12 protein-coding genes, 4 tRNA genes, 3 rRNA genes and 1 pseudogene are annotated in these 20,084 nt (G+C 46.2%); 5 read left to right on the top strand and 15 right to left on the bottom strand.

The genetic code is table 11. From position 1 onward, the window contains the following. Positions 1 to 12: 12 nt before the first annotated feature. A pseudogene (locus tag J8Z23_RS02875) lies at positions 13 to 244 on the bottom strand (phosphate ABC transporter permease PstA); the annotation flags it as partial. Between the two features lie 30 nt (positions 245 to 274). Further along, positions 275 to 2,479: an ABC transporter permease subunit gene (locus J8Z23_RS02870; RefSeq protein WP_434634853.1), complete on the bottom strand. Its 2,205-nt coding sequence runs from the start codon at positions 2,477 to 2,479 to the stop codon at positions 275 to 277. A 207-nt stretch (positions 2,480 to 2,686) separates the two neighbouring features. Between J8Z23_RS02870 and ppk1 the strand changes: the two genes are divergently transcribed. Further along, positions 2,687 to 4,777 carry a polyphosphate kinase 1 gene (ppk1, locus tag J8Z23_RS02865; protein ID WP_434634851.1) on the top strand — a complete coding sequence of 697 codons (2,091 nt, stop codon included), beginning with the start codon at positions 2,687 to 2,689 and terminating at the stop codon, positions 4,775 to 4,777. Next, on the top strand, positions 4,761 to 6,266 hold the full coding sequence (ppx, locus tag J8Z23_RS02860; protein WP_005391600.1) for an exopolyphosphatase: 1,506 nt from the start codon (positions 4,761 to 4,763) through the stop codon (positions 6,264 to 6,266). The genes ppk1 and ppx overlap by 17 nt, the downstream gene beginning before the upstream one ends. 34 nt (positions 6,267 to 6,300) lie before the next feature. Here the strand turns inward: ppx and J8Z23_RS02855 are convergent, their stop codons facing one another. The 3 genes from J8Z23_RS02855 to phoB are packed head-to-tail and all read right to left on the bottom strand — an operon-like array spanning position 6,301 to position 9,288. Beyond that, positions 6,301 to 7,260 (bottom strand): PstS family phosphate ABC transporter substrate-binding protein, encoded by a 960-nt coding sequence (locus J8Z23_RS02855; RefSeq protein ID WP_395208466.1) that lies wholly within the window; start codon positions 7,258 to 7,260, stop codon positions 6,301 to 6,303. Further along, positions 7,260 to 8,558: a phosphate regulon sensor histidine kinase PhoR gene (phoR, locus tag J8Z23_RS02850; protein WP_434634849.1), complete on the bottom strand. Its 1,299-nt coding sequence runs from the start codon at positions 8,556 to 8,558 to the stop codon at positions 7,260 to 7,262. The genes J8Z23_RS02855 and phoR overlap by 1 nt, the downstream gene beginning before the upstream one ends. Positions 8,559 to 8,598: 40 nt before the next feature. Further along, positions 8,599 to 9,288, bottom strand: a complete 690-nt coding sequence (gene phoB / locus J8Z23_RS02845) for a phosphate regulon transcriptional regulator PhoB (RefSeq protein WP_005381752.1) — start codon at positions 9,286 to 9,288, stop codon at positions 8,599 to 8,601. A 224-nt stretch (positions 9,289 to 9,512) separates the two neighbouring features. Here phoB and rdgC point away from each other — a divergent pair, with 224 nt between their 5' ends. The 3 genes from rdgC to J8Z23_RS02830 all read left to right on the top strand — a co-directional run bounded on the left by rdgC (position 9,513) and on the right by J8Z23_RS02830 (position 12,250). After that, a complete protein-coding gene (rdgC, locus tag J8Z23_RS02840; RefSeq protein ID WP_005391604.1) occupies positions 9,513 to 10,427 on the top strand; it encodes a recombination-associated protein RdgC in 915 nt (304 codons plus the stop codon). A gap of 165 nt (positions 10,428 to 10,592) precedes the next feature. Continuing rightward, positions 10,593 to 11,993 (top strand): tRNA 5-hydroxyuridine modification protein YegQ, encoded by a 1,401-nt coding sequence (gene yegQ, locus J8Z23_RS02835; protein WP_104971298.1) that lies wholly within the window; start codon positions 10,593 to 10,595, stop codon positions 11,991 to 11,993. A gap of 2 nt (positions 11,994 to 11,995) precedes the next feature. Then, positions 11,996 to 12,250, top strand: a complete 255-nt coding sequence (locus J8Z23_RS02830) for a YfhL family 4Fe-4S dicluster ferredoxin (protein ID WP_031780214.1) — start codon at positions 11,996 to 11,998, stop codon at positions 12,248 to 12,250. Between the two features lie 42 nt (positions 12,251 to 12,292). Here the strand turns inward: J8Z23_RS02830 and J8Z23_RS02825 are convergent, their stop codons facing one another. From J8Z23_RS02825 to J8Z23_RS02780, 10 genes are all read right to left on the bottom strand, one after another. Then, a complete protein-coding gene (locus tag J8Z23_RS02825) occupies positions 12,293 to 12,601 on the bottom strand; it encodes a hypothetical protein (RefSeq protein WP_005391608.1) in 309 nt (102 codons plus the stop codon). A 322-nt stretch (positions 12,602 to 12,923) separates the two neighbouring features. Continuing rightward, on the bottom strand, positions 12,924 to 13,748 hold the full coding sequence (gene mepA, locus J8Z23_RS02820; protein ID WP_434634844.1) for a penicillin-insensitive murein endopeptidase: 825 nt from the start codon (positions 13,746 to 13,748) through the stop codon (positions 12,924 to 12,926). Positions 13,749 to 13,760: 12 nt separating this feature from the next. After that, positions 13,761 to 14,093, bottom strand: coding sequence for a DUF1904 domain-containing protein (locus J8Z23_RS02815; RefSeq protein WP_005391613.1), 333 nt, complete (start codon positions 14,091 to 14,093; stop codon positions 13,761 to 13,763). Positions 14,094 to 14,428: 335 nt separating this feature from the next. After that, positions 14,429 to 14,505, bottom strand: a tRNA-Trp gene (locus J8Z23_RS02810). 35 nt (positions 14,506 to 14,540) lie between these two features. Beyond that, positions 14,541 to 14,617: transfer RNA gene (locus J8Z23_RS02805), tRNA-Asp, on the bottom strand. A gap of 46 nt (positions 14,618 to 14,663) precedes the next feature. Next, positions 14,664 to 14,780: ribosomal RNA gene (rrf, locus tag J8Z23_RS02800) — 5S ribosomal RNA — on the bottom strand. A gap of 163 nt (positions 14,781 to 14,943) precedes the next feature. After that, positions 14,944 to 17,833: ribosomal RNA gene (locus J8Z23_RS02795) — 23S ribosomal RNA — on the bottom strand. 299 nt (positions 17,834 to 18,132) lie between these two features. After that, positions 18,133 to 18,208, bottom strand: a tRNA-Glu gene (locus tag J8Z23_RS02790). Between the two features lie 11 nt (positions 18,209 to 18,219). Further along, positions 18,220 to 18,295: transfer RNA gene (locus tag J8Z23_RS02785), tRNA-Ala, on the bottom strand. A gap of 95 nt (positions 18,296 to 18,390) precedes the next feature. Further along, positions 18,391 to 19,943, bottom strand: a 16S ribosomal RNA gene (locus tag J8Z23_RS02780). The 16S, 23S and 5S rRNA genes sit together here with 4 tRNA genes alongside, the layout of an rRNA operon. Between the last annotated feature and the right edge of the window lie 141 nt (positions 19,944 to 20,084).

The raw sequence follows: 20,084 nt of genomic DNA, 5'->3' as shown, positions 1-20,084 counted from the left end.
AACTCTTCGGTACAAAGCTGCGTTCATACACTTGACCAATCAGAATAGTATTTTCATGTAGCACTTCGCCTTGCACAGGGGTCAACGCTGCAACATTCCACTGATACAAGGGCGCTGGCCAAAAGTAAGTCAGGCCTTTCCAACCGATCAGAAGTAACAACCCTAATACCGACAACAAACTGATGCTGACTGCACCGCCTGTTAGCCATATCCACGGTGCGCCAGAACGAATCCAATTTAACACGTCATTACTCGCTCTTTATTCAAACCATTATTACAACGCACGGTACTTGTCTCTCAGTCTCTGACGAACCCACTCCGCAAGCGCGTTTACTGCAAACGTAAACACAAACAAAATCAATGCAGCTAGGAACAGCAGGCGATAATGCGAACTTCCAACTTCCGACTCTGGCAACTCAACGGCGATGGTCGCCGACAGGCTGCGCAATCCTTCCAAAATATTCCAATCCATTAATGGCGTATTGCCCGTTGCCATTAACACAATCATGGTTTCACCAACAGCGCGTCCCAGGCCCATCATAATGGCAGAAAAAATACCTGGGCTTGCGGTAAGCAAGACAACATAGATTAAAGTTTGCCAAGGCGTTGCCCCTAATGCCAAAGAGCCATCCGATAAATGCTTCGGTACAGAGAAAATGGCATCTTCGGCGATGGTAAAAATCGTCGGGATAACAGCAAACCCCATCGCTAACCCCACCACCAATGCATTGCGTTGATCGTAGCCAATACCATGCTCGGTTAAGAATAAGCGCATATCGCCACCAAAGAACGTCTGCTCAATCGTAGGCGAAATCCACACGCCAAGCCCAATCAGTACCAATATGACAGGCATGAGCACTAAAGCATGCCAACCATTAGGCAGACGATTCCGCAAAGGTTGCGGTATTAATGCCCATAGTCCGCCCATAATCATGGTACTCAAGGGCAAAACAAACAGCATGACGACGATCGTAATCAGGTGATCTTCGACAATAGGTGCGAACCACAACCCCGCGAGGAAACCAATGATCACCGTCGGCAGTGCTTCCATTAGCTCAATCGACGGTTTTACGACACGACGCATACGTGGCGACATAAAGTACGCCGTATAAATAGCACCTAGCACTGCGAGCGGTACTGAAAACAGCATCGCAAACATCGCCGCTTTTATCGTCCCGAACGCAATAGGTACTAGGCTGAACTTAGCCTCAAAGTTATCGCTCGCCGAAGTCGATTGCCACACAAATTCAGGCTCAGGATACCCTTCGTACCACACTTCTTGCCATAATGAGGACAATGAAATTTCCGGATAGGCATTGTCCACTTCCGCAACATTTAACGCATTATTTTGCCAAGTGATTAAGTAGCGTTCATTGTTAGACATTGCTGCGATTGCGGGCGCTTGATTGTACGCACGCTTAAACAACACCAGTTTTTCACTGGTTGTATAATGGCTTTGCAACGTGCCGTTGGTGTAAAAGCTATAAAATCCTTTTCGATGAGAATCCGGCAACAAATACTTAAGCTCTGATGCCAATTTAAAATCACGAATATGCGTTAACGTGCGTCTCTCTTCTTGCAGCGTGTCAAACCATTGCGACACCCGACCATCGTTGTGTGTCACCAAAAGCGAGTAAGCACCAGCCAGTAGGTCCATTGTACGAACGGAGTGCTTCTTATCACCTTGAGTGAGGTCGACCACCTCTCGCACAGCAAATTTACGTGCAGTTTTCTTTAACACGATCAACTCAGAGCCATCGCGCAAATAAAGTGTTTCACCATCAGGTGTCAATAACATTTGCTGAGGTGCATCAAAGCCTGAAGAGAACGTAAAATCGATCGTTGTCGGAGGCGTACCCAAAGATGAAGCCACTTGCCAACGAGCCTTCACTTCACCGCTTTCTGTCTGCCAAACAATTGTTGGTAACGGCGTTGAAGCTGCAAACACAAACTGAGTCACAGGATCTTGAGGCGTACTCAGCGTCAGATCCATGCTGGTGTCTAGCTCAATCACTTCCGGAGGACGTGTATTTTCTCTCAACGTGGCATTAAATTCAGGCTTGAAAAGGTGCGCTTTACCCTGCCCATCAACAAATCCATACCAACCTAGCCCAGGAGCAGATTGAGAGAAAGCGACGGGTTCCTGGACGATTTGCTGTTTATACACCGCAGGTTTCGTAGGATCGTCCATCGACAAATATTGAATCTCACCACTTTGGGTTAGAACGAACGCGAGCTGAGCGTAATCATCCACCGAAATCGCCAGTGGTGTTTCAATATGAGTGGCTCGAATGGCTTGGCTGGTTTTGATCTCCGCATCAGAAAAAAGCGGAATGATCACCATGGCGAGGTAGACAAAGATCAAAATAAGCGCCGCGAGTACGCCGACACCACCGGATGTCACTGCAAGTCGAACTAAACGATCTTTTATCAGTCGTTTCTTATCTTTTTCCTGCAATGAAAACTCGGCTTGTGCCATTTAAATCTCTACCTTTTTTGACTTAGTACTAGAATATGTCGTTAAGATGACAATTATATTACAGATCACATTAAACACCTGAAAAGAATACAACTCTTATGCAATGCGTGGTATGAAATAAATCTGTAATGAAAATCTCATAATGTTCTCACTCATCCATTTTTCCAAGATGAGTACGTATTACTTCACTTTTGGCTAGGTAAGGTTATGAGCGCAGAAAAACTATATATAGAAAAAGAACTTAGTTGGTTGTCTTTCAACGAACGAGTATTACAAGAAGCTGCCGATAAAACCGTCCCTTTGATCGAACGTATTCGCTTTCTTGGGATCTTTTCCAACAATTTAGATGAATTTTACAAAGTACGCTTTGCGGACGTGAAGCGCAGAATCCTAATCAGCCAAGAGCGCGGTGGCAGTGATAGCCCTAAACGACTGTTAACCAAAATGCAGTCGAAAGCACTAAAGCTTAACGAACAATTTGATGAGCTTTACAGCGAATTGATTCGAGAAATGGCGCGACGTCGCATTTTCTTGGTCAACGAGCAACAACTGGATGAATCGCAGCAAAAGTGGATCGCGAAATACTTCCGTAGAGAGGTCATGCCGCATATCACCCCTTTGCTAATGAAAGATGAGATCGATGTTCTGCAATTTCTCAAAGACGAGTACGCTTACATCGCGGTAGAGCTACGTAAAGAAGAGCATTACCAGTATGCTCTGATCGAAATTCCGACCGATCACCTTCCCCGCTTTGTGATGGTACCAGAACAGAAAGGAAAGCGTCGAAAAACCATCATCTTACTTGATAATATTATCCGCCACTGTTTGGATGAGCTGTTCAAAGGCTTTTTTGATTATGATGAGCTTAGCGGCTATGCGATGAAAATGACGCGTGACGCCGAATACGATTTACGCAACGAAATCGAATACAGCTTGCTCGAACAAATGTCTGAAGGTGTCAATCAGCGACTGACAGCAAAGCCCGTTCGCTTCGTCTACGAACGTGATATGCCGCCCCAAATGCTAGAGTTTCTTTGTAACAAGCTCAATATCTCTAATTACGATAACCTTATCCCCGGCGGCCGCTATCACAATTTTAAAGACTTCATTGCGTTTCCAAATGTTGGGCGAGAGTACCTTGAAAATAAACCGCTTCCGCCAATGAAGTGCGCCGATTTCGAAGGTTACGCTAACAGCTTTGATGCGATTAAAGCGAAAGATATTCTACTCTATTACCCCTACCACACTTTTGACCACATTAGTGAGTTGGTGCGCCAAGCCTCCTTCGATCCGAAAGTACTTAGTATCAAGATTAACATTTACCGTGTCGCGAAAGATTCTCGCTTGATGAACTCGTTAATTGATGCCGTGCACAACGGCAAAAACGTCACCGTGGTCGTGGAGCTGCAGGCTCGCTTTGATGAAGAAGCCAATATCGAATGGTCAAAAGTGTTGACCGAAGCTGGTGTGCACGTCATCTTCGGAGCGCCAGGCCTTAAGATTCACTCAAAGCTACTGATGATCAGTCGCCGTGAAGGTGAAGAAATTATTCGCTACGCGCACATCGGCACAGGCAACTTCCATGAGAAGACGGCACGAATTTATACCGACTTCTCTCTCCTTACCGCAGATCAAGAAATCACTAACGAAGTTCGTAATGTCTTCGGTTATATTGAGAATCCATACCGCCCAGTGAAGTTCAACCACCTCATGGTATCTCCACGTAATTCTCGTACCCAAATCTACCGCCTGATCGATAATGAAATTGCGAATGCCAAGCTCGGCAAGAAAGCCGCTCTTACGATCAAGGTCAATAACCTAGTCGATAAGGGCATCGTCAGTAAGCTATATGGAGCAAGTACGGCGGGAGTGAAAATAAATATGATCATTCGCGGTATGTGCTCATTAGTACCGGGCATTGAGGGGATCAGCGACAATATTCGCATCATCAGTATTGTTGACCGCTTTTTGGAACACCCACGCGTGGTGATTACCCATAACGATGGCGATCCGCAAGTCTATATCTCTTCTGCTGACTGGATGACAAGAAATATCGATCACCGCATTGAGGTGGCGGCGCCAGTCCGTGATCCACGTTTGAAACAGAGAATTATTGATATAACGAATATCCATTTTACCGATACAGTAAAGGCTCGTTTTATAGATAAAGAAATGAGCAACGCTTACGTACCACGAGGTAATCGCAAAAAAGTTCGTTCTCAAATCGCTATCTATGACTATCTTAAAAATATAGAAAAGCAAACTAGAAAACAAAATTCAGATGCCTCAAATACTTGAACAAGATACTCGCTACATTGCCGCGATAGACCTCGGCTCAAACAGTTTCCACATGGTGGTGGCCAAAGTTGTAGGCAGTGACTTACAACTGGTTAGCCGTCATAAACAGCGTGTTCGCTTAGCATCAGGACTCGACAGTGAATTGAACTTAAGTCATTCCGCGATGGAACGTGCGTTAGAGTGCTTAGCCATGTTCGCAGAGAGGCTGCAAGGGCTTGATGAGTCGAATGTGCGTATCGCCGCGACACATACACTAAGACGCGCTAAAAATGCTCATCTATTCATTGAGCGTGCGAAAGAAGTGATGCCCTTCCCAATAGAAATCATCCCAGGGGAAGAAGAAGCCCGCTTGATTTACTTAGGTGTCGCTCACACTCAAGTAGAGTCAAACTCCAAGTTGGTCGTTGATATTGGCGGCGGCAGTACCGAAATGATCATTGGACAAGAGTTTGAACCTGAGCTTCTCAACAGTAAACAGATGGGATGCGTCAGCTTTACAGAGCAATATTTTAAAAACGGCAAACTGTCTGGGAAAAACTTTAATAAAGCGATGTTAGCCGCCGAGCAAAAACTCGAGTCCATCGCTTCAGCATACCGTAAAAAAGGCTGGGATATCGCTCTCGGCTCATCAGGAACCATCAAAGCGATTCAAGAAGTGCTAGTAGGATTAGGTTTTGAAGATGGCCTGATCACCGCGAAGAGACTGGACACGCTTATTGAAACTCTGTGTAATTTTGATTCGATAGAAGAGATTGATCTGACTGGTTTAACAGAAGAACGTAAGCCCGTATTCGCGGCAGGCGTCGCGATTTTGTCCGCGATTTTCAAAGCGCTTCGCATTGAGCAGATGTTTTTCTCCGATGGTGCTCTGCGCGAAGGTCTGTTGTACGAAATGGAAGAGCGTTTTGCGCGCTCCGATATACGTATGCGCACAACTGAAAATTTAGCCAACAAACACCGGGTTGACTTAGAGCATGCTGCTCGTGTTAAAGGCCATGCACGTGAGATGTTATGTCAGGTGCGCTCTGAACTAGGCATTAAGAAAAAGAGTGAGTTATTTGACTTACTAGAATGGGCAGCATTGCTTCATGAAGTCGGATTAAGTATCAATTTACGTAGCTTCCATCGCCACTCTTTCTATATTCTGTTGCATTCCACTCTACAAGGCTTCAACCGTGAACAGCAATTAGTGCTCGCAACATTAGCCCGCTTCCAACGCAAAGCACTTAAACTGCAAGAACTGCCAGTTTTCAACCTCTACAAACAAAGTGACGTGATAAGCCTCATCAAAATATTACGACTTTCTATCGTATTAAATGGACAGCGTAACGAAGATCCATTGCCTGACATCACTTTATCCATCAAAAATGATGAATGGATTCTTACGTGCACAGATAAAGCATGGCTAGAAAACAACAAATTGCTTCATGCTGATTTACAGGAAGAACAAGAACGTTGGGACAGCGCGAAGTGGACACTCACTTTCTGATCTCGTGCTGTTCATACCTAAACAAAAAGTCGGCTTACAGGCCGACTTTTTTTAATTCTTCTTCTGCAAAATCTGCTGTAATGGGCACATAGCCATCTTTCTCAACCAACGCTTGCCCCTGAGCGGAGAAAATAAAGCGAATAAACTCGGCTTCTATTGGTGTTAATGGGTAATCCGGGTGCTTATTTACATATACATATAAGTAACGTGATAGTGGGTACTTACCACTAACAATATGTTCTCGCGTTGGCGTCACATAGTCATTTCCCATTTTTGCCACAGGAACTAAGCGTACACCTGCCACTCGATAACCGACACCGGAATAACCAATTCCACTGATGGTTGACGCTACAGCTTGCACAACTGACGCGGAGCCTGGCTGCTCGTTTACTCGGGTCTTGAAATCGCCGCCACACAAGGCATTGCTTTTGAAGTAACCATAAGTTCCAGAAACGGAGTTACGACCAAACAACTGTACGTTTCGCTTTGCCCACTGTGATTCAAGACCGAGTTGCTGCCAGTTTGTGACAAATTGACTTTCACCACAGCGCAGTGTTGCAGAAAACAAAGCATCTAACTGACTAAAGCTGAGCCCTTGAATTGGATTGTCTTGATGGACAAAAATACCGATAGCATCGATCGCAACCCTAAGCGCCGTTGGCTTGTAACCATGTTCACGTTCAAACGCTTCAACCTCTCTTAAACGCATAGGACGGCTCATGGGACCAAACTGAGCAGTTTGTTCGGTCAATGCAGGGGGAGCAGTAGAAGAGCCAGACGCTTGGACTTGCGCATTAATATTCGGGTAAATGGATTTAAACTCTTCAACCCAAAGTGTCGTCATGCCCGCAAGCGTATCGGAGCCGACAGAGAGCAAGTTCCCAACAATCCCAGTCGTTTTATGATAATTCGGCAATGGTTTATCTTGAGCGGCAGCCATACAGGAACAAACAAGCGCGAATAAACTGAATGTTTTTGCCAATCGTAACGCCATTATTTCACCACCAAACGCTCAGGCAATACGAAAGAAAACTTACTGCCCACACCTACTTCACTGTGAATTTCTAAATGAGAGTCATGGTGGCTCAGCGCGTGTTTTACAATGGCCAACCCTAACCCACTCCCTCCGGTATCGCGTGATCTTGCTTTATCGACGCGATAAAAACGCTCAGTAAGTCGATGGAGGTGCTGAGGTTCTATACCATCACCACTATCCTCCACCTCTAAGCATGCGCCTTGAGATGTCTGGAACCAACGAACATTAATGTTTGCACCAGGTGGTGTGTATTTGACAGCATTATAAACAAGGTTGGAGATAGCACTGCGTAACTGGTCATCATCGCCCAGTACGCGTAGGCTAGCATCAACATCAAATTTCAATTTATGTTGGTTGTCTCCACTAAGGCTAACCGCCTCTTTTTCTAACACTTCAAGCATCGCAGGTACATTCACGACTTCTTCAAGCTCATGCATAGGTGCCGCTTCAATTTTAGATAGCGTCAGTAATTGGTTCACCAAACTGTTCATGCGGTTGAGCTGCTCCGTCATGACGCCATGCGCTTTGCTCCACATTGGGCCCGCAACCATGTCAGGGTCTTCTGTCATCTCTAAATAACCTTGTAGCACCGTCATTGGTGTACGCAGTTCATGAGAAACGTTAGCAAAGAAATTACGGCGCATTCCCTCAAGTTGTTTTAACTGGCTAACATCACGCACCACCATCAAATGTTCACCTTCGGTATACGGTACGATACGTAGTTCTAGCATGCGTTCGACATTGAGTGGTGAGCGCATTTCCAATGGCTCAGAGAAGTCTTTCTTGTTGAGGTACTTGATAAAATCAGGCGTACGAATGAGGTTGGAGATAGGTTGACCAGAGTCTTCCGGCCAATGGAAACCCAATAAGTGTTGAGCCAGTTTGTTACACCAAACGATATTGCCTTCAGCACGGAACACCACGACGGCATCGGGTAACGATTCCGCACCATTTCTGAATCGGCGGATAAGATTAGTAAGCTCTTTGCGTTTACGGCGTTGGCGCTGCTGTAAGCGATACAAGCCATTGAACAAAGATTCCCAGTTACCGCTACCAGACGGTGGCGTCAGGCGCTTTTCATCCCATAACCAAGAAGATAAACGTACTTGGTTATGCAAATGCCACACAAGCTGCAATACCGTAGCTGCCAAAAGCAACCACGGCATATAACCGAATATCCAACCTACTATCACCCATGGGGTGTAAAAAAAAGCCAGCTCCCAGGCCAGCTTTTTCCACGTTAATCTTTCAACCACTCATAACTCCAGAAATGGTACCGATAAGCTGCGTGTTAATTTATGCCTTTGTCGAGAAGCGGTATCCAGCACCACGAACAGTTTGGATCAGCTTATCATGACCTGCGGCTTCCAATGCTTTACGCAGGCGGCGAATATGAACATCGACCGTACGATCTTCGACATACACGTTAGTACCCCAAACATTGTTTAATAGCTGCTCACGGCTGTACACACGCTCTTGATGCGTCATGAAAAAGTGCAGCATTTTAAATTCTGTTGGGCCCATATCTAATGGTGCATCATTAGCCGTGACACGGTGTGATACAGGATCAAGCTTCAATCCCTGCACATCAATTACGTCTTCCAGTGCGGTCGGGGTTACACGACGAATCACCGCTTTTAAACGGGCAACCAACTCTTTAGGAGAAAATGGCTTAGTAATGTAGTCATCCGCACCGACTTCTAAACCGCGCACTTTATCTTCTTCTTCACCACGAGCGGTAAGCATCACAACTGGAATGTTGCGCGTTAATTCCTCTCGCTTCATATGCTTGATGAAGTTAATGCCGCTGCCGCCTGGTAACATCCAATCCAGTAAAACTAAATCAGGGAAGGGTTCAGCCAGTTTGGTTACAGCAGTATCGTAATCTTCCGCTTCTACCGCTTGGTAACCTTTCTGCTCAAGTACGAAGCACAGCATTTCGCGAATAGGAGCTTCGTCTTCAACAACCAGAATCCTTCTAGACATAATTGAGTAACCTTATGTTCGTTGAGCTAATGAATTTAAGAGACAAAGCGCCCCTCTATGCATAAGCATTATCACTACCAATTATGACACTTTTGTGACCTTTGAAAACAAATTTTCATATAACTTTCTTTTGAGGTTCATTCGGATATTTTTCATTTCTATTAAGACATCAGCACAAAAATTCCCTATGATTAGTCCCTTGTCATCAAGCCTAGAGAAGATTTATGTGGTTTAAAAACTGTCTGGTATACCGCGTTAACCGCGAGGTTACTTTCAACGCCGAACAACTAGAAACTCAACTGTCTGAATTCCGATTCACCCCATGTGGCAGTCAAGATAAACAGAAATTTGGCTGGGTCAGTGCAATGGGTAGACATGGCGACATGATGACTCACGTGTCAGAAAACCGCATTCTGATTTGCGCCAAGAAAGAAGAGAAAATGCTACCTGCCTCAGTGATCAAAGAGTCATTGAATGCAAAAGTAGAAGCAATGGAAGCGCAAGAAGGTCGTCCTCTGAAGAAGAAAGAGAAAGACAACCTGAAAGATGACATCGTAATGGATTTACTGCCTCGCGCATTTAGCCGCAGCAGCCACACTCACGTGCTCATCATGCCAAAAGAAGGTTTCATCCTTGTTGATGCAAGCAGCTATAAAAAAGCAGAAGATGTATTAGCATTGCTTCGTAAAACCATGGGTAGTTTACCTGTTGTTCCTGCCATTCCAGAAGTAGCGATTGAAACAACGCTAACCGAGTGGGTGAAAACGGGCGACACACCTCAAGGTATCACCATGATGGACGAAGCTGAGCTAAAATCCGTGCTTGAAGAAGGTGGCGTGATTCGTTGTAAGAAGCAAGAGCTGACCACAGATGAAATCCGCAACCACATCGCAGCAGATAAAGTCGTAACGAAGCTTGCACTTAATTGGCAAGATCGTATTGAATTCATCATGACAGAAGATGCGGGTATTAAGCGTCTAAAATTCTCTGATGAATTGAAAGATCAAAATGACGATATTCCACGTGAAGATCAAGCGGCTCGATTTGATGCAGACTTCTCTCTGATGTGTGGGGAGTTCAGTGCTTTCCTACCCAACCTATACGATGCGCTAGGCGGCTTACCAAATCCCAACGCTTAATGTTGTATAAAGGTCAACCATAACGCCCTCACTTTTTTTGAGGGCGTTTTTCTATCTGAAGCACAATTACCCTAGTCACAGTTCACATTTTGACGTAAAATTTGCGCCCCATTTCCATTAGGTGGAATTGGCCTGACTTGTGATCAGATAAAAGAGAATTGAGCAATGACAACTGAGAAAGCATTCGTACCTGAGCTACTGTCTCCTGCGGGAAGCCTGAAAAACATGCGTTACGCATTCGCCTACGGCGCAGATGCAGTTTACGCTGGCCAACCTCGCTACAGCCTTCGCGTACGTAACAATGAGTTTAACCACGAAAACCTAAAAATCGGTATCGATGAAGCGCATGCTCTAGGCAAAAAGCTTTATGTGGTATGTAACATTCAACCACACAACTCGAAGCTAAAAACGTTCATCCGTGATCTTAAGCCAATCGTAGAGATGGGTCCTGACGCATTGATCATGTCAGATCCAGGCCTAATCATGATGGTTCGTGAAGCTTTCCCAGAAATGCCAATTCACCTTTCTGTACAAGCAAACGCTGTAAACTGGGCGACTGTTAAGTTCTGGGCAGCGAATGGCGTGGAGCGTGTGATCGTTTCTCGCGAACTATCTTTAGAAGAAATCGAAGAAATTCGTGAGCATTGTCCTGAAACTGAACTTGAAGTATTCGTTCACGGTGCATTATGCATGGCTTATTCTGGTCGTTGCCTACTTTCTGGTTACATCAACAAACGTGATCCTAACCAAGGCACTTGCACTAACGCGTGCCGTTGGGAATACAAAGTGGAAGAAGGCAAAGAAAACGACGCTGGTGATATCGTAGAGAAATTTGATCCGTCTGAAGCGCAGCCTGTCGAGATACAAGACGAACGCCCTGAAACCACAATTGGCCGTGGTAAACCAACGGATGAAGTCGTTCTACTTTCTGAAGCGCACCGTCCAGAAGAAAAAATGGCAGCGTACGAAGATGAACATGGTACTTACATCATGAACTCTAAAGACCTGCGAGCAGTGCAGCATGTTGAGCGCCTAACCAAGATGGGTGTGCACTCGCTGAAAATAGAAGGTCGTACTAAATCATTCTATTACTGTGCTCGTACTGCACAGGTTTACCGCAAAGCAATTGATGACGCTGTAGCAGGCCGACCATTTGATGAAAGCCTAATGGGCACACTAGAGAGCCTAGCTCACCGTGGCTATACCGAAGGCTTCCTACGTCGTCATACTCACGACACCTACCAGAATTACGATTACGGCTACTCAGTTTCTGATGCTCAACAGTTTGTCGGTGAGTTCACTGGTAAACGTCGTGGCGATATGGCTGAAGTAGAAGTGAAAAACAAATTCCTTGTCGGTGATAGTCTTGAGCTAATGACGCCAAAAGGTAATGTTGTTTTCACGCTAGAAGCGATGGAAAACCGTAAGTCAGAGTCTATTGAGGATGCCAAAGGGAATGGTCACTTCGTCTTCATTCCAGTACCAGCAGATCTAGATTTAGAATACGGTCTATTGATGCGTAACTTGAACTCAGGGCAGGACACCCGTAACCCGACTGGTAAGTAATCATGGCCTTGCTCATTACTGACAAATGCATCAACTGCGACATGTGCGATCCCGAATGCCCCAATGGGGCAATCAGCATGGGAGAAAGCATTTTCGAGATTGACCCAGCTCTATGTACAGAGTGTAAGGGACATTACGAAAAGCCGACCTGTCAGTCAGTGTGTCCGATTACAAAATGCATCATCACAGACCCGGATCATGTAGAAACAGAAGAGCAGTTACTGGAGAAGTTCGTGATTATTCAAGGGTTGGCATAAGAACAAGTAGGTTCAACTTTGGAGACAAAGTTGAACCTTTTTTTAACCCGACTTTTCAATAGGATAGATATTACAAAACAACTCTTTTTCAAAATGAGACTCTAACCTATCTCGCCAATTTTCTGCTTGGGAAACCGGCACAAGATAAAAGTTTTCTCGGCTCGTATCCGTAACGAAAGCCATTCCATATTGCATCAGCTCGTAATGCACATCATTAACAAATCCGGGATCAAGACGCTGACGTCCTGTCAGGTGATTTACATCAACCCGAGTCAATAAGACCCCTTTCGTTTCACTGCTAAATCTGTGTCTTAACCACTCTGCAAATTCTTTTGCACAAATCATAGTCATGGTTTTATCCTTGATTTACTCTTCTAGCAGGAGAAGTATCCATTCCCGCCTCACACACTTGTCTGCCTTGTTATTGCTTCGCTAGCCAACTGACAGACATATTGCTAAGAAACCAAAGTATCGTGACGAAAGATCTTTCTAAACAGAGAAGTTACGACTTACCTATACTACAACTCTTTGTTTAATTTAGATTTCTATATTATGTCACCAAAACTAATTAGGTTAGTTTTTGTATTGGTATTATTCACTGTAGACAAAAGTATGATGTTTCTCCAGTTTCATAAAAGAGATACGTAAGGGAATATAAACCTATAGAGTCACTCTAGTTAGTAGAGATAAGTGATTGGCATTGCGGTGGAATCGCTTTTTTTCGCTTGGGCTTAGTAATAACTTTCGCAGACGGAGGCTTAACTTTCGGTCCCCAACTAGCAAGCTCTACCCCACAACCATCACCAGCGGGAGGCAGAGCTTGTTCAACACAATAGCCACTCGACTCAGGACAAGATAACCTGACGTGGAAGTGGTAATGATGCCCCCACCAAGGGCGAACTTTACGTAACCAAGAACGTTCTTTGCCTTCTTCTTGCGAGCAAAGCTGCTCCTTAATGACAGGATGTACAAAAATTCGTGCAACATCCTCACTCTGTGCAGCATATCGAATCAGCTTAAAGTGCCTATCCTCCCAGCGATGGTTAAGTATGGAATAACCTTTTAAATCCACCACACTCATTGGCTTGGGGAGTTGTAATTCGTTATAAGAAAGCGGTTGGTCAGCGAGTCTTAACCAGATATCAATATCTAACCCAGTTTGGTGACTAGAATGGCCGGAAGAAAACCTTCCTCCTCTTGGTAAAGACAGGTCACCTATAAGCAGCGTTGTGTTGAGATTTTGATGAGCTTTAAGCGCTAGGTTTTCAATAAACTCTATCGTTTTAGGGTGCCCATAGTAGCGTTTCGTTTTACTACGTAAAACTTGATAACCAACGCCATCAAGAGGCAAAGGTAATGCACCATCCAAACAACCGTTAGCATAGCTACCAATAGAGGAAGAAGAGTTTTGGGTAGGATTAGCAACAGACTCCCAAGGAGTAGAGTATACAGAAGCTGAGAAACATAAACCCAAATATACAATGAAACTCAGCTTCATAGATTTTAGCCTTTAGTAGTGTTCGCCATTATCGTAATAAGCTTTAGGGGATAAAGCTGAAAAGATAACTGCAACATCAATATCCGCACCAGCAATACCACGAACTTGCTGTGTAATAAGCTTAGCAACTTTATCTTGTACTTCCTGGCCACGATCAAACCAAAGCACTTCGACAAAAGGATATGCAGCACTCACCTCGCCCTCATTGAAAAACGTAGTGTAGATATACTCAAAAGTAAAATCCTCACGCGGACAGTCCATCAGAGGCTGAAGTTCATCCGTCAGAGGCTTTGATAGTGCCTGAACAGCTTGTGGCTCTACAGCACGGAATCGAAAATGTGGCATAAACTTACTTCCTAATTATTAGCATTAACTCATGATAATAACAGGAACCAAGTCAGTAATCATCCAAGCCAATGTAACCACTAACTTTTTCTATACACGTCATATAGATCAAGTAGTAAATCAACTAGCTCACTAACGAAGAATAATGGGAGTATGAACAGAGGTAAGAAGGGGGAAAACGATACACCGAAGCTTAGTGACGCAATCTATTGCAAGGGAAATAGAATGGCTTAAGTCACCGATGTAATATGTTCTTAAGATCAATATGTATCAGATATCGACAACTATTCGTTAGAAACGAAAAAGGCTCCGACCTAAGTCAGAGCCTTGATATATGGCAGGGGTGGAGAGATTCGAACTCCCAACACGCGGATTTGGAATCCGCTGCTCTGCCAATTGGAGCTACACCCCTGCAGTTCGTGTTTAATGAGACGACTCTCAAATAAGTGGCGGAGTGGACGGGACTCGAACCCGCGACCCCCGGCGTGACAGGCCGGTATTCTAACCAACTGAACTACCACTCCGCAGTGGTATCACTCGCTTGTAATCAGCAAGTGTCCAAAATTTAAAGCCTGGCGATGTCCTACTCTCACATGGGGAAGCCCCACACTACCATCGGCGCTATTTCGTTTCACTTCTGAGTTCGGCATGGAAATCAGGTGGGTCCAAAACGCTATGGTCGCCAAGCAAATTCTTTATCAATTTGCTCGCAAATTCAAACGCACTTTAGTGCGGCCCTTTAGGGTGAGATTTGCTTGCAAATCGAATAATTCGGAAAGCTGTGTTTAATTCTCGTTCTTACACATTCAATGTTCTTTCATTGAGTCCATCAAAACCCCTTGGGTGTTGTATGGTTAAGCCTCACGGGCAATTAGTACAGGTTAGCTCAACGCCTCACAACGCTTACACACCCTGCCTATCAACGTCGTAGTCTACGACAACCCTTTAGGATACTTAAAGTATCAGGGAGAACTCATCTCAAGGCTCGCTTCCCGCTTAGATGCTTTCAGCGGTTATCGATCCCGAACTTAGCTACCGGGCAATGCGTCTGGCGACACAACCCGAACACCAGAGGTTCGTCCACTCCGGTCCTCTCGTACTAGGAGCAGCCCCTTTCAATTCTCCAACGCCCACGGCAGATAGGGACCGAACTGTCTCACGACGTTCTAAACCCAGCTCGCGTACCACTTTAAATGGCGAACAGCCATACCCTTGGGACCGACTTCAGCCCCAGGATGTGATGAGCCGACATCGAGGTGCCAAACACCGCCGTCGATATGAACTCTTGGGCGGTATCAGCCTGTTATCCCCGGAGTACCTTTTATCCGTTGAGCGATGGCCCTTCCATTCAGAACCACCGGATCACTATGACCTGCTTTCGCACCTGCTCGAATTGTCATTCTCGCAGTCAAGCGGGCTTATGCCATTGCACTAACCTCACGATGTCCAACCGTGATTAGCCCACCTTCGTGCTCCTCCGTTACGCTTTGGGAGGAGACCGCCCCAGTCAAACTACCCACCAGGCACTGTCCGCAACCCCGATAAGGGGTCAACGTTAGAACATCAACACTACAAGGGTGGTATTTCAAGGACGGCTCCACGCAATCTAGCGACTGCGCTTCAAAGCCTCCCACCTATCCTACACATGTAGGGTCAATGTTCAGTGCCAAGCTGTAGTAAAGGTTCACGGGGTCTTTCCGTCTAGCCGCGGGTACACTGCATCTTCACAGCGATTTCAATTTCACTGAGTCTCGGGTGGAGACAGCGTGGCCATCATTACGCCATTCGTGCAGGTCGGAACTTACCCGACAAGGAATTTCGCTACCTTAGGACCGTTATAGTTACGGCCGCCGTTTACCGGGGCTTCGATCAAGAGCTTCGACCGAAGTCTAACCCCATCAATTAACCTTCCGGCACCGGGCAGGCGTCACACCGTATACGTCATCTTGCGATTTTGCACAGTGCTGTGTTTTTAATAAACAGTTGCAGCCACCTGGTATCTGCGACTCTCAATAGCTCCATCCGCGAGGGACTTCACCGTCGAGAGCGTACCTTCTCCCGAAGTTACGGTACCATTTTGCCTAGTTCCTTCACCCGAGTTCTCTCAAGCGCCTTGGTATTCTCTACCCGACCACCTGTGTCGGTTTGGGGTACGATTCCTTACAATCTGAAGCTTAGAGGCTTTTCCTGGAAGCATGGCATCAATGACTTCACATCCGTAGATGCTCGACGTCGTGTCTCAGCCTTAGAAAGAGCCGGATTTACCTAACTCTTAAGCCTACGCACTTGAACCTGGACAACCGTCGCCAGGCCCACCTAGCCTTCTCCGTCCCCCCATCGCAATTGTAAGAAGCACGGGAATATTAACCCGTTTCCCATCGACTACGCCTTTCGGCCTCGCCTTAGGGGTCGACTTACCCTGCCCCGATTAACGTTGGACAGGAACCCTTGGTCTTCCGGCGAGGAGGTTTTTCACCCCCTTTATCGTTACTCATGTCAGCATTCGCACTTCTGATACGTCCAGCATGCGTTACCACACACCTTCAACCGCTTACAGAACGCTCCCCTACCCAATATACAAAAGTATATTGCCGCAGCTTCGGTTTACTACTTAGCCCCGTTACATCTTCCGCGCAGGCCGACTCGACCAGTGAGCTATTACGCTTTCTTTAAATGATGGCTGCTTCTAAGCCAACATCCTGGCTGTCTGAGCCTTCCCACATCGTTTCCCACTTAGTAGTAATTTGGGACCTTAGCTGGCGGTCTGGGTTGTTTCCCTCTCCACGACGGACGTTAGCACCCGCCGTGTGTCTCCCGGATAGTACTTACTGGTATTCGGAGTTTGCAAAGGGTTGGTAAGTCGGGATGACCCCCTAGCCTTAACAGTGCTCTACCCCCAGTAGTATTCGTCCGAGGCGCTACCTAAATAGCTTTCGGGGAGAACCAGCTATCTCCAGGTTTGATTGGCCTTTCACCCCTAGCCACAAGTCATCCGCTAATTTTTCAACATTAGTCGGTTCGGTCCTCCAGTTGATGTTACTCAACCTTCAACCTGCCCATGGCTAGATCACCTGGTTTCGGGTCTATATCCAGAGACTGAACGCCCAGTTAAGACTCGGTTTCCCTACGGCTCCCCTAGATGGTTAACCTTGCCACTGAATATAAGTCGCTGACCCATTATACAAAAGGTACGCAGTCACAGGACAAGCCTGCTCCTACTGCTTGTACGTACACGGTTTCAGGTTCTATTTCACTCCCCTCACAGGGGTTCTTTTCGCCTTTCCCTCACGGTACTGGTTCACTATCGGTCAGTCAGTAGTATTTAGCCTTGGAGGATGGTCCCCCCATATTCAGACAGGATATCACGTGTCCCGCCCTACTCGATTTCACTGAATATGCGTCGTCAGTTACGGGGCTATCACCCTGTATCGCCAAGCTTTCCAGCTTGTTCACCTAACGCCTATAAAGCTTAAGGGCTAGTCCAATTTCGCTCGCCGCTACTTTCGGAATCTCGGTTGATTTCTTTTCCTCGGGGTACTTAGATGTTTCAGTTCCCCCGGTTCGCCTCGTTATGCTATGTATTCACATAACGATACTTACTTATGTAAGTGGGTTTCCCCATTCGGAAATCCCAGACTCAAGTGGTTTTTACTACCTAATCTGGGCTTATCGCAAGTTAATACGTCCTTCATCGCCTCTGACTGCCAAGGCATCCACCGTGTACGCTTAGTCACTTAACCATACAACCCGAAGGAGTTTCGAATTGATGTTAAACAACCAAAGTTGTCTCTCATTATTTGAATGAGCGAGAGACATTCGATTTTGCCGGACTCATCTCTTTACCTTCATTTTTAGAAAAAATGAAAACAAAAAGCCAAGAACACTTGAATGTGTTATTAGTTGTATTCATAAATGAATACTTTGAGAACTTTACAAACAACAATAAATTGTTGTTTTGTCAGCTTTCCAAATTGTTAAAGAGCTAATCACTTCAAAGAAGTAACCATTTTTAAAAGCACTCATTGAATGCGCTTAAAGATGGTATCCCGTAGGGGAGTCGAACCCCTGTTACCGCCGTGAAAGGGCGGTGTCCTAGGCCTCTAGACGAACGGGACACAGAAGTATGTGGTGGAGCTAATCGGGATCGAACCGATGACCTCTTCGCTGCCAGCGAAGCGCTCTCCCAGCTGAGCTATAGCCCCACATAAATTGCTTCAGCATTTTATGCAGAACCAATTTTGCTCTGAAATCTAAACCATATCAATCTGTGTGAACACTCATCGCAATAATCATCGTATAAGGAGGTAATCCAGCGCCAGGTTCCCCTAGCGCTACCTTGTTACGACTTCACCCCAGTCATGAACCACAAAGTGGTAAGCGTCCCCCCGAAGGTTAAACTACCTACTTCTTTTGCAGCCCACTCCCATGGTGTGACGGGCGGTGTGTACAAGGCCCGGGAACGTATTCACCGTGGCATTCTGATCCACGATTACTAGCGATTCCGACTTCATGGAGTCGAGTTGCAGACTCCAATCCGGACTACGACGCACTTTTTGGGATTCGCTCACTCTCGCAAGTTGGCCGCCCTCTGTATGCGCCATTGTAGCACGTGTGTAGCCCTACTCGTAAGGGCCATGATGACTTGACGTCGTCCCCACCTTCCTCCGGTTTATCACCGGCAGTCTCCCTGGAGTTCCCGACATTACTCGCTGGCAAACAAGGATAAGGGTTGCGCTCGTTGCGGGACTTAACCCAACATTTCACAACACGAGCTGACGACAGCCATGCAGCACCTGTCTCAGAGTTCCCGAAGGCACCAATCCATCTCTGGAAAGTTCTCTGGATGTCAAGAGTAGGTAAGGTTCTTCGCGTTGCATCGAATTAAACCACATGCTCCACCGCTTGTGCGGGCCCCCGTCAATTCATTTGAGTTTTAATCTTGCGACCGTACTCCCCAGGCGGTCTACTTAACGCGTTAGCTCCGAAAGCCACGGCTCAAGGCCACAACCTCCAAGTAGACATCGTTTACGGCGTGGACTACCAGGGTATCTAATCCTGTTTGCTCCCCACGCTTTCGCATCTGAGTGTCAGTATCTGTCCAGGGGGCCGCCTTCGCCACCGGTATTCCTTCAGATCTCTACGCATTTCACCGCTACACCTGAAATTCTACCCCCCTCTACAGTACTCTAGTCTGCCAGTTTCAAATGCTATTCCGAGGTTGAGCCCCGGGCTTTCACATCTGACTTAACAAACCACCTGCATGCGCTTTACGCCCAGTAATTCCGATTAACGCTCGCACCCTCCGTATTACCGCGGCTGCTGGCACGGAGTTAGCCGGTGCTTCTTCTGTCGCTAACGTCAAACGATGCAGCTATTAACTACAACGCCTTCCTCACGACTGAAAGTACTTTACAACCCGAAGGCCTTCTTCATACACGCGGCATGGCTGCATCAGGCTTGCGCCCATTGTGCAATATTCCCCACTGCTGCCTCCCGTAGGAGTCTGGACCGTGTCTCAGTTCCAGTGTGGCTGATCATCCTCTCAGACCAGCTAGGGATCGTTGCCTTGGTGAGCCCTTACCTCACCAACTAGCTAATCCCACCTAGGCATATCCTGACGCGAGAGGCCCGAAGGTCCCCCTCTTTGGCCCGTAGGCATCATGCGGTATTAGCCATCGTTTCCAATGGTTATCCCCCACATCAGGGCAATTTCCTAGGCATTACTCACCCGTCCGCCGCTCGACGCCGTTATCGTTCCCCGAAGGTTCAGATAACTCGTTTCCGCTCGACTTGCATGTGTTAGGCCTGCCGCCAGCGTTCAATCTGAGCCATGATCAAACTCTTCAATTTAAGATTTTGTTCGGCTCAATGAATACTGAACATTCCTTTGCTAATAAATAGCTAAAGTAATGTTTGAATTGACTGTGCTGAATCCGAAGATTCAATGGTCACTTCGTATCATTGAAACCTAATTTGAAGCCGAAGCTTCTA

It is taken from the genome of Vibrio sp. SCSIO 43086, assembly GCF_051132235.1.
Classification (GTDB): Bacteria; Pseudomonadota; Gammaproteobacteria; order Enterobacterales; family Vibrionaceae; genus Vibrio; species Vibrio diabolicus.
Note: the sequence above shows the minus strand (reverse complement) of the source record. Positions and strands in the feature narration are given on the sequence as shown.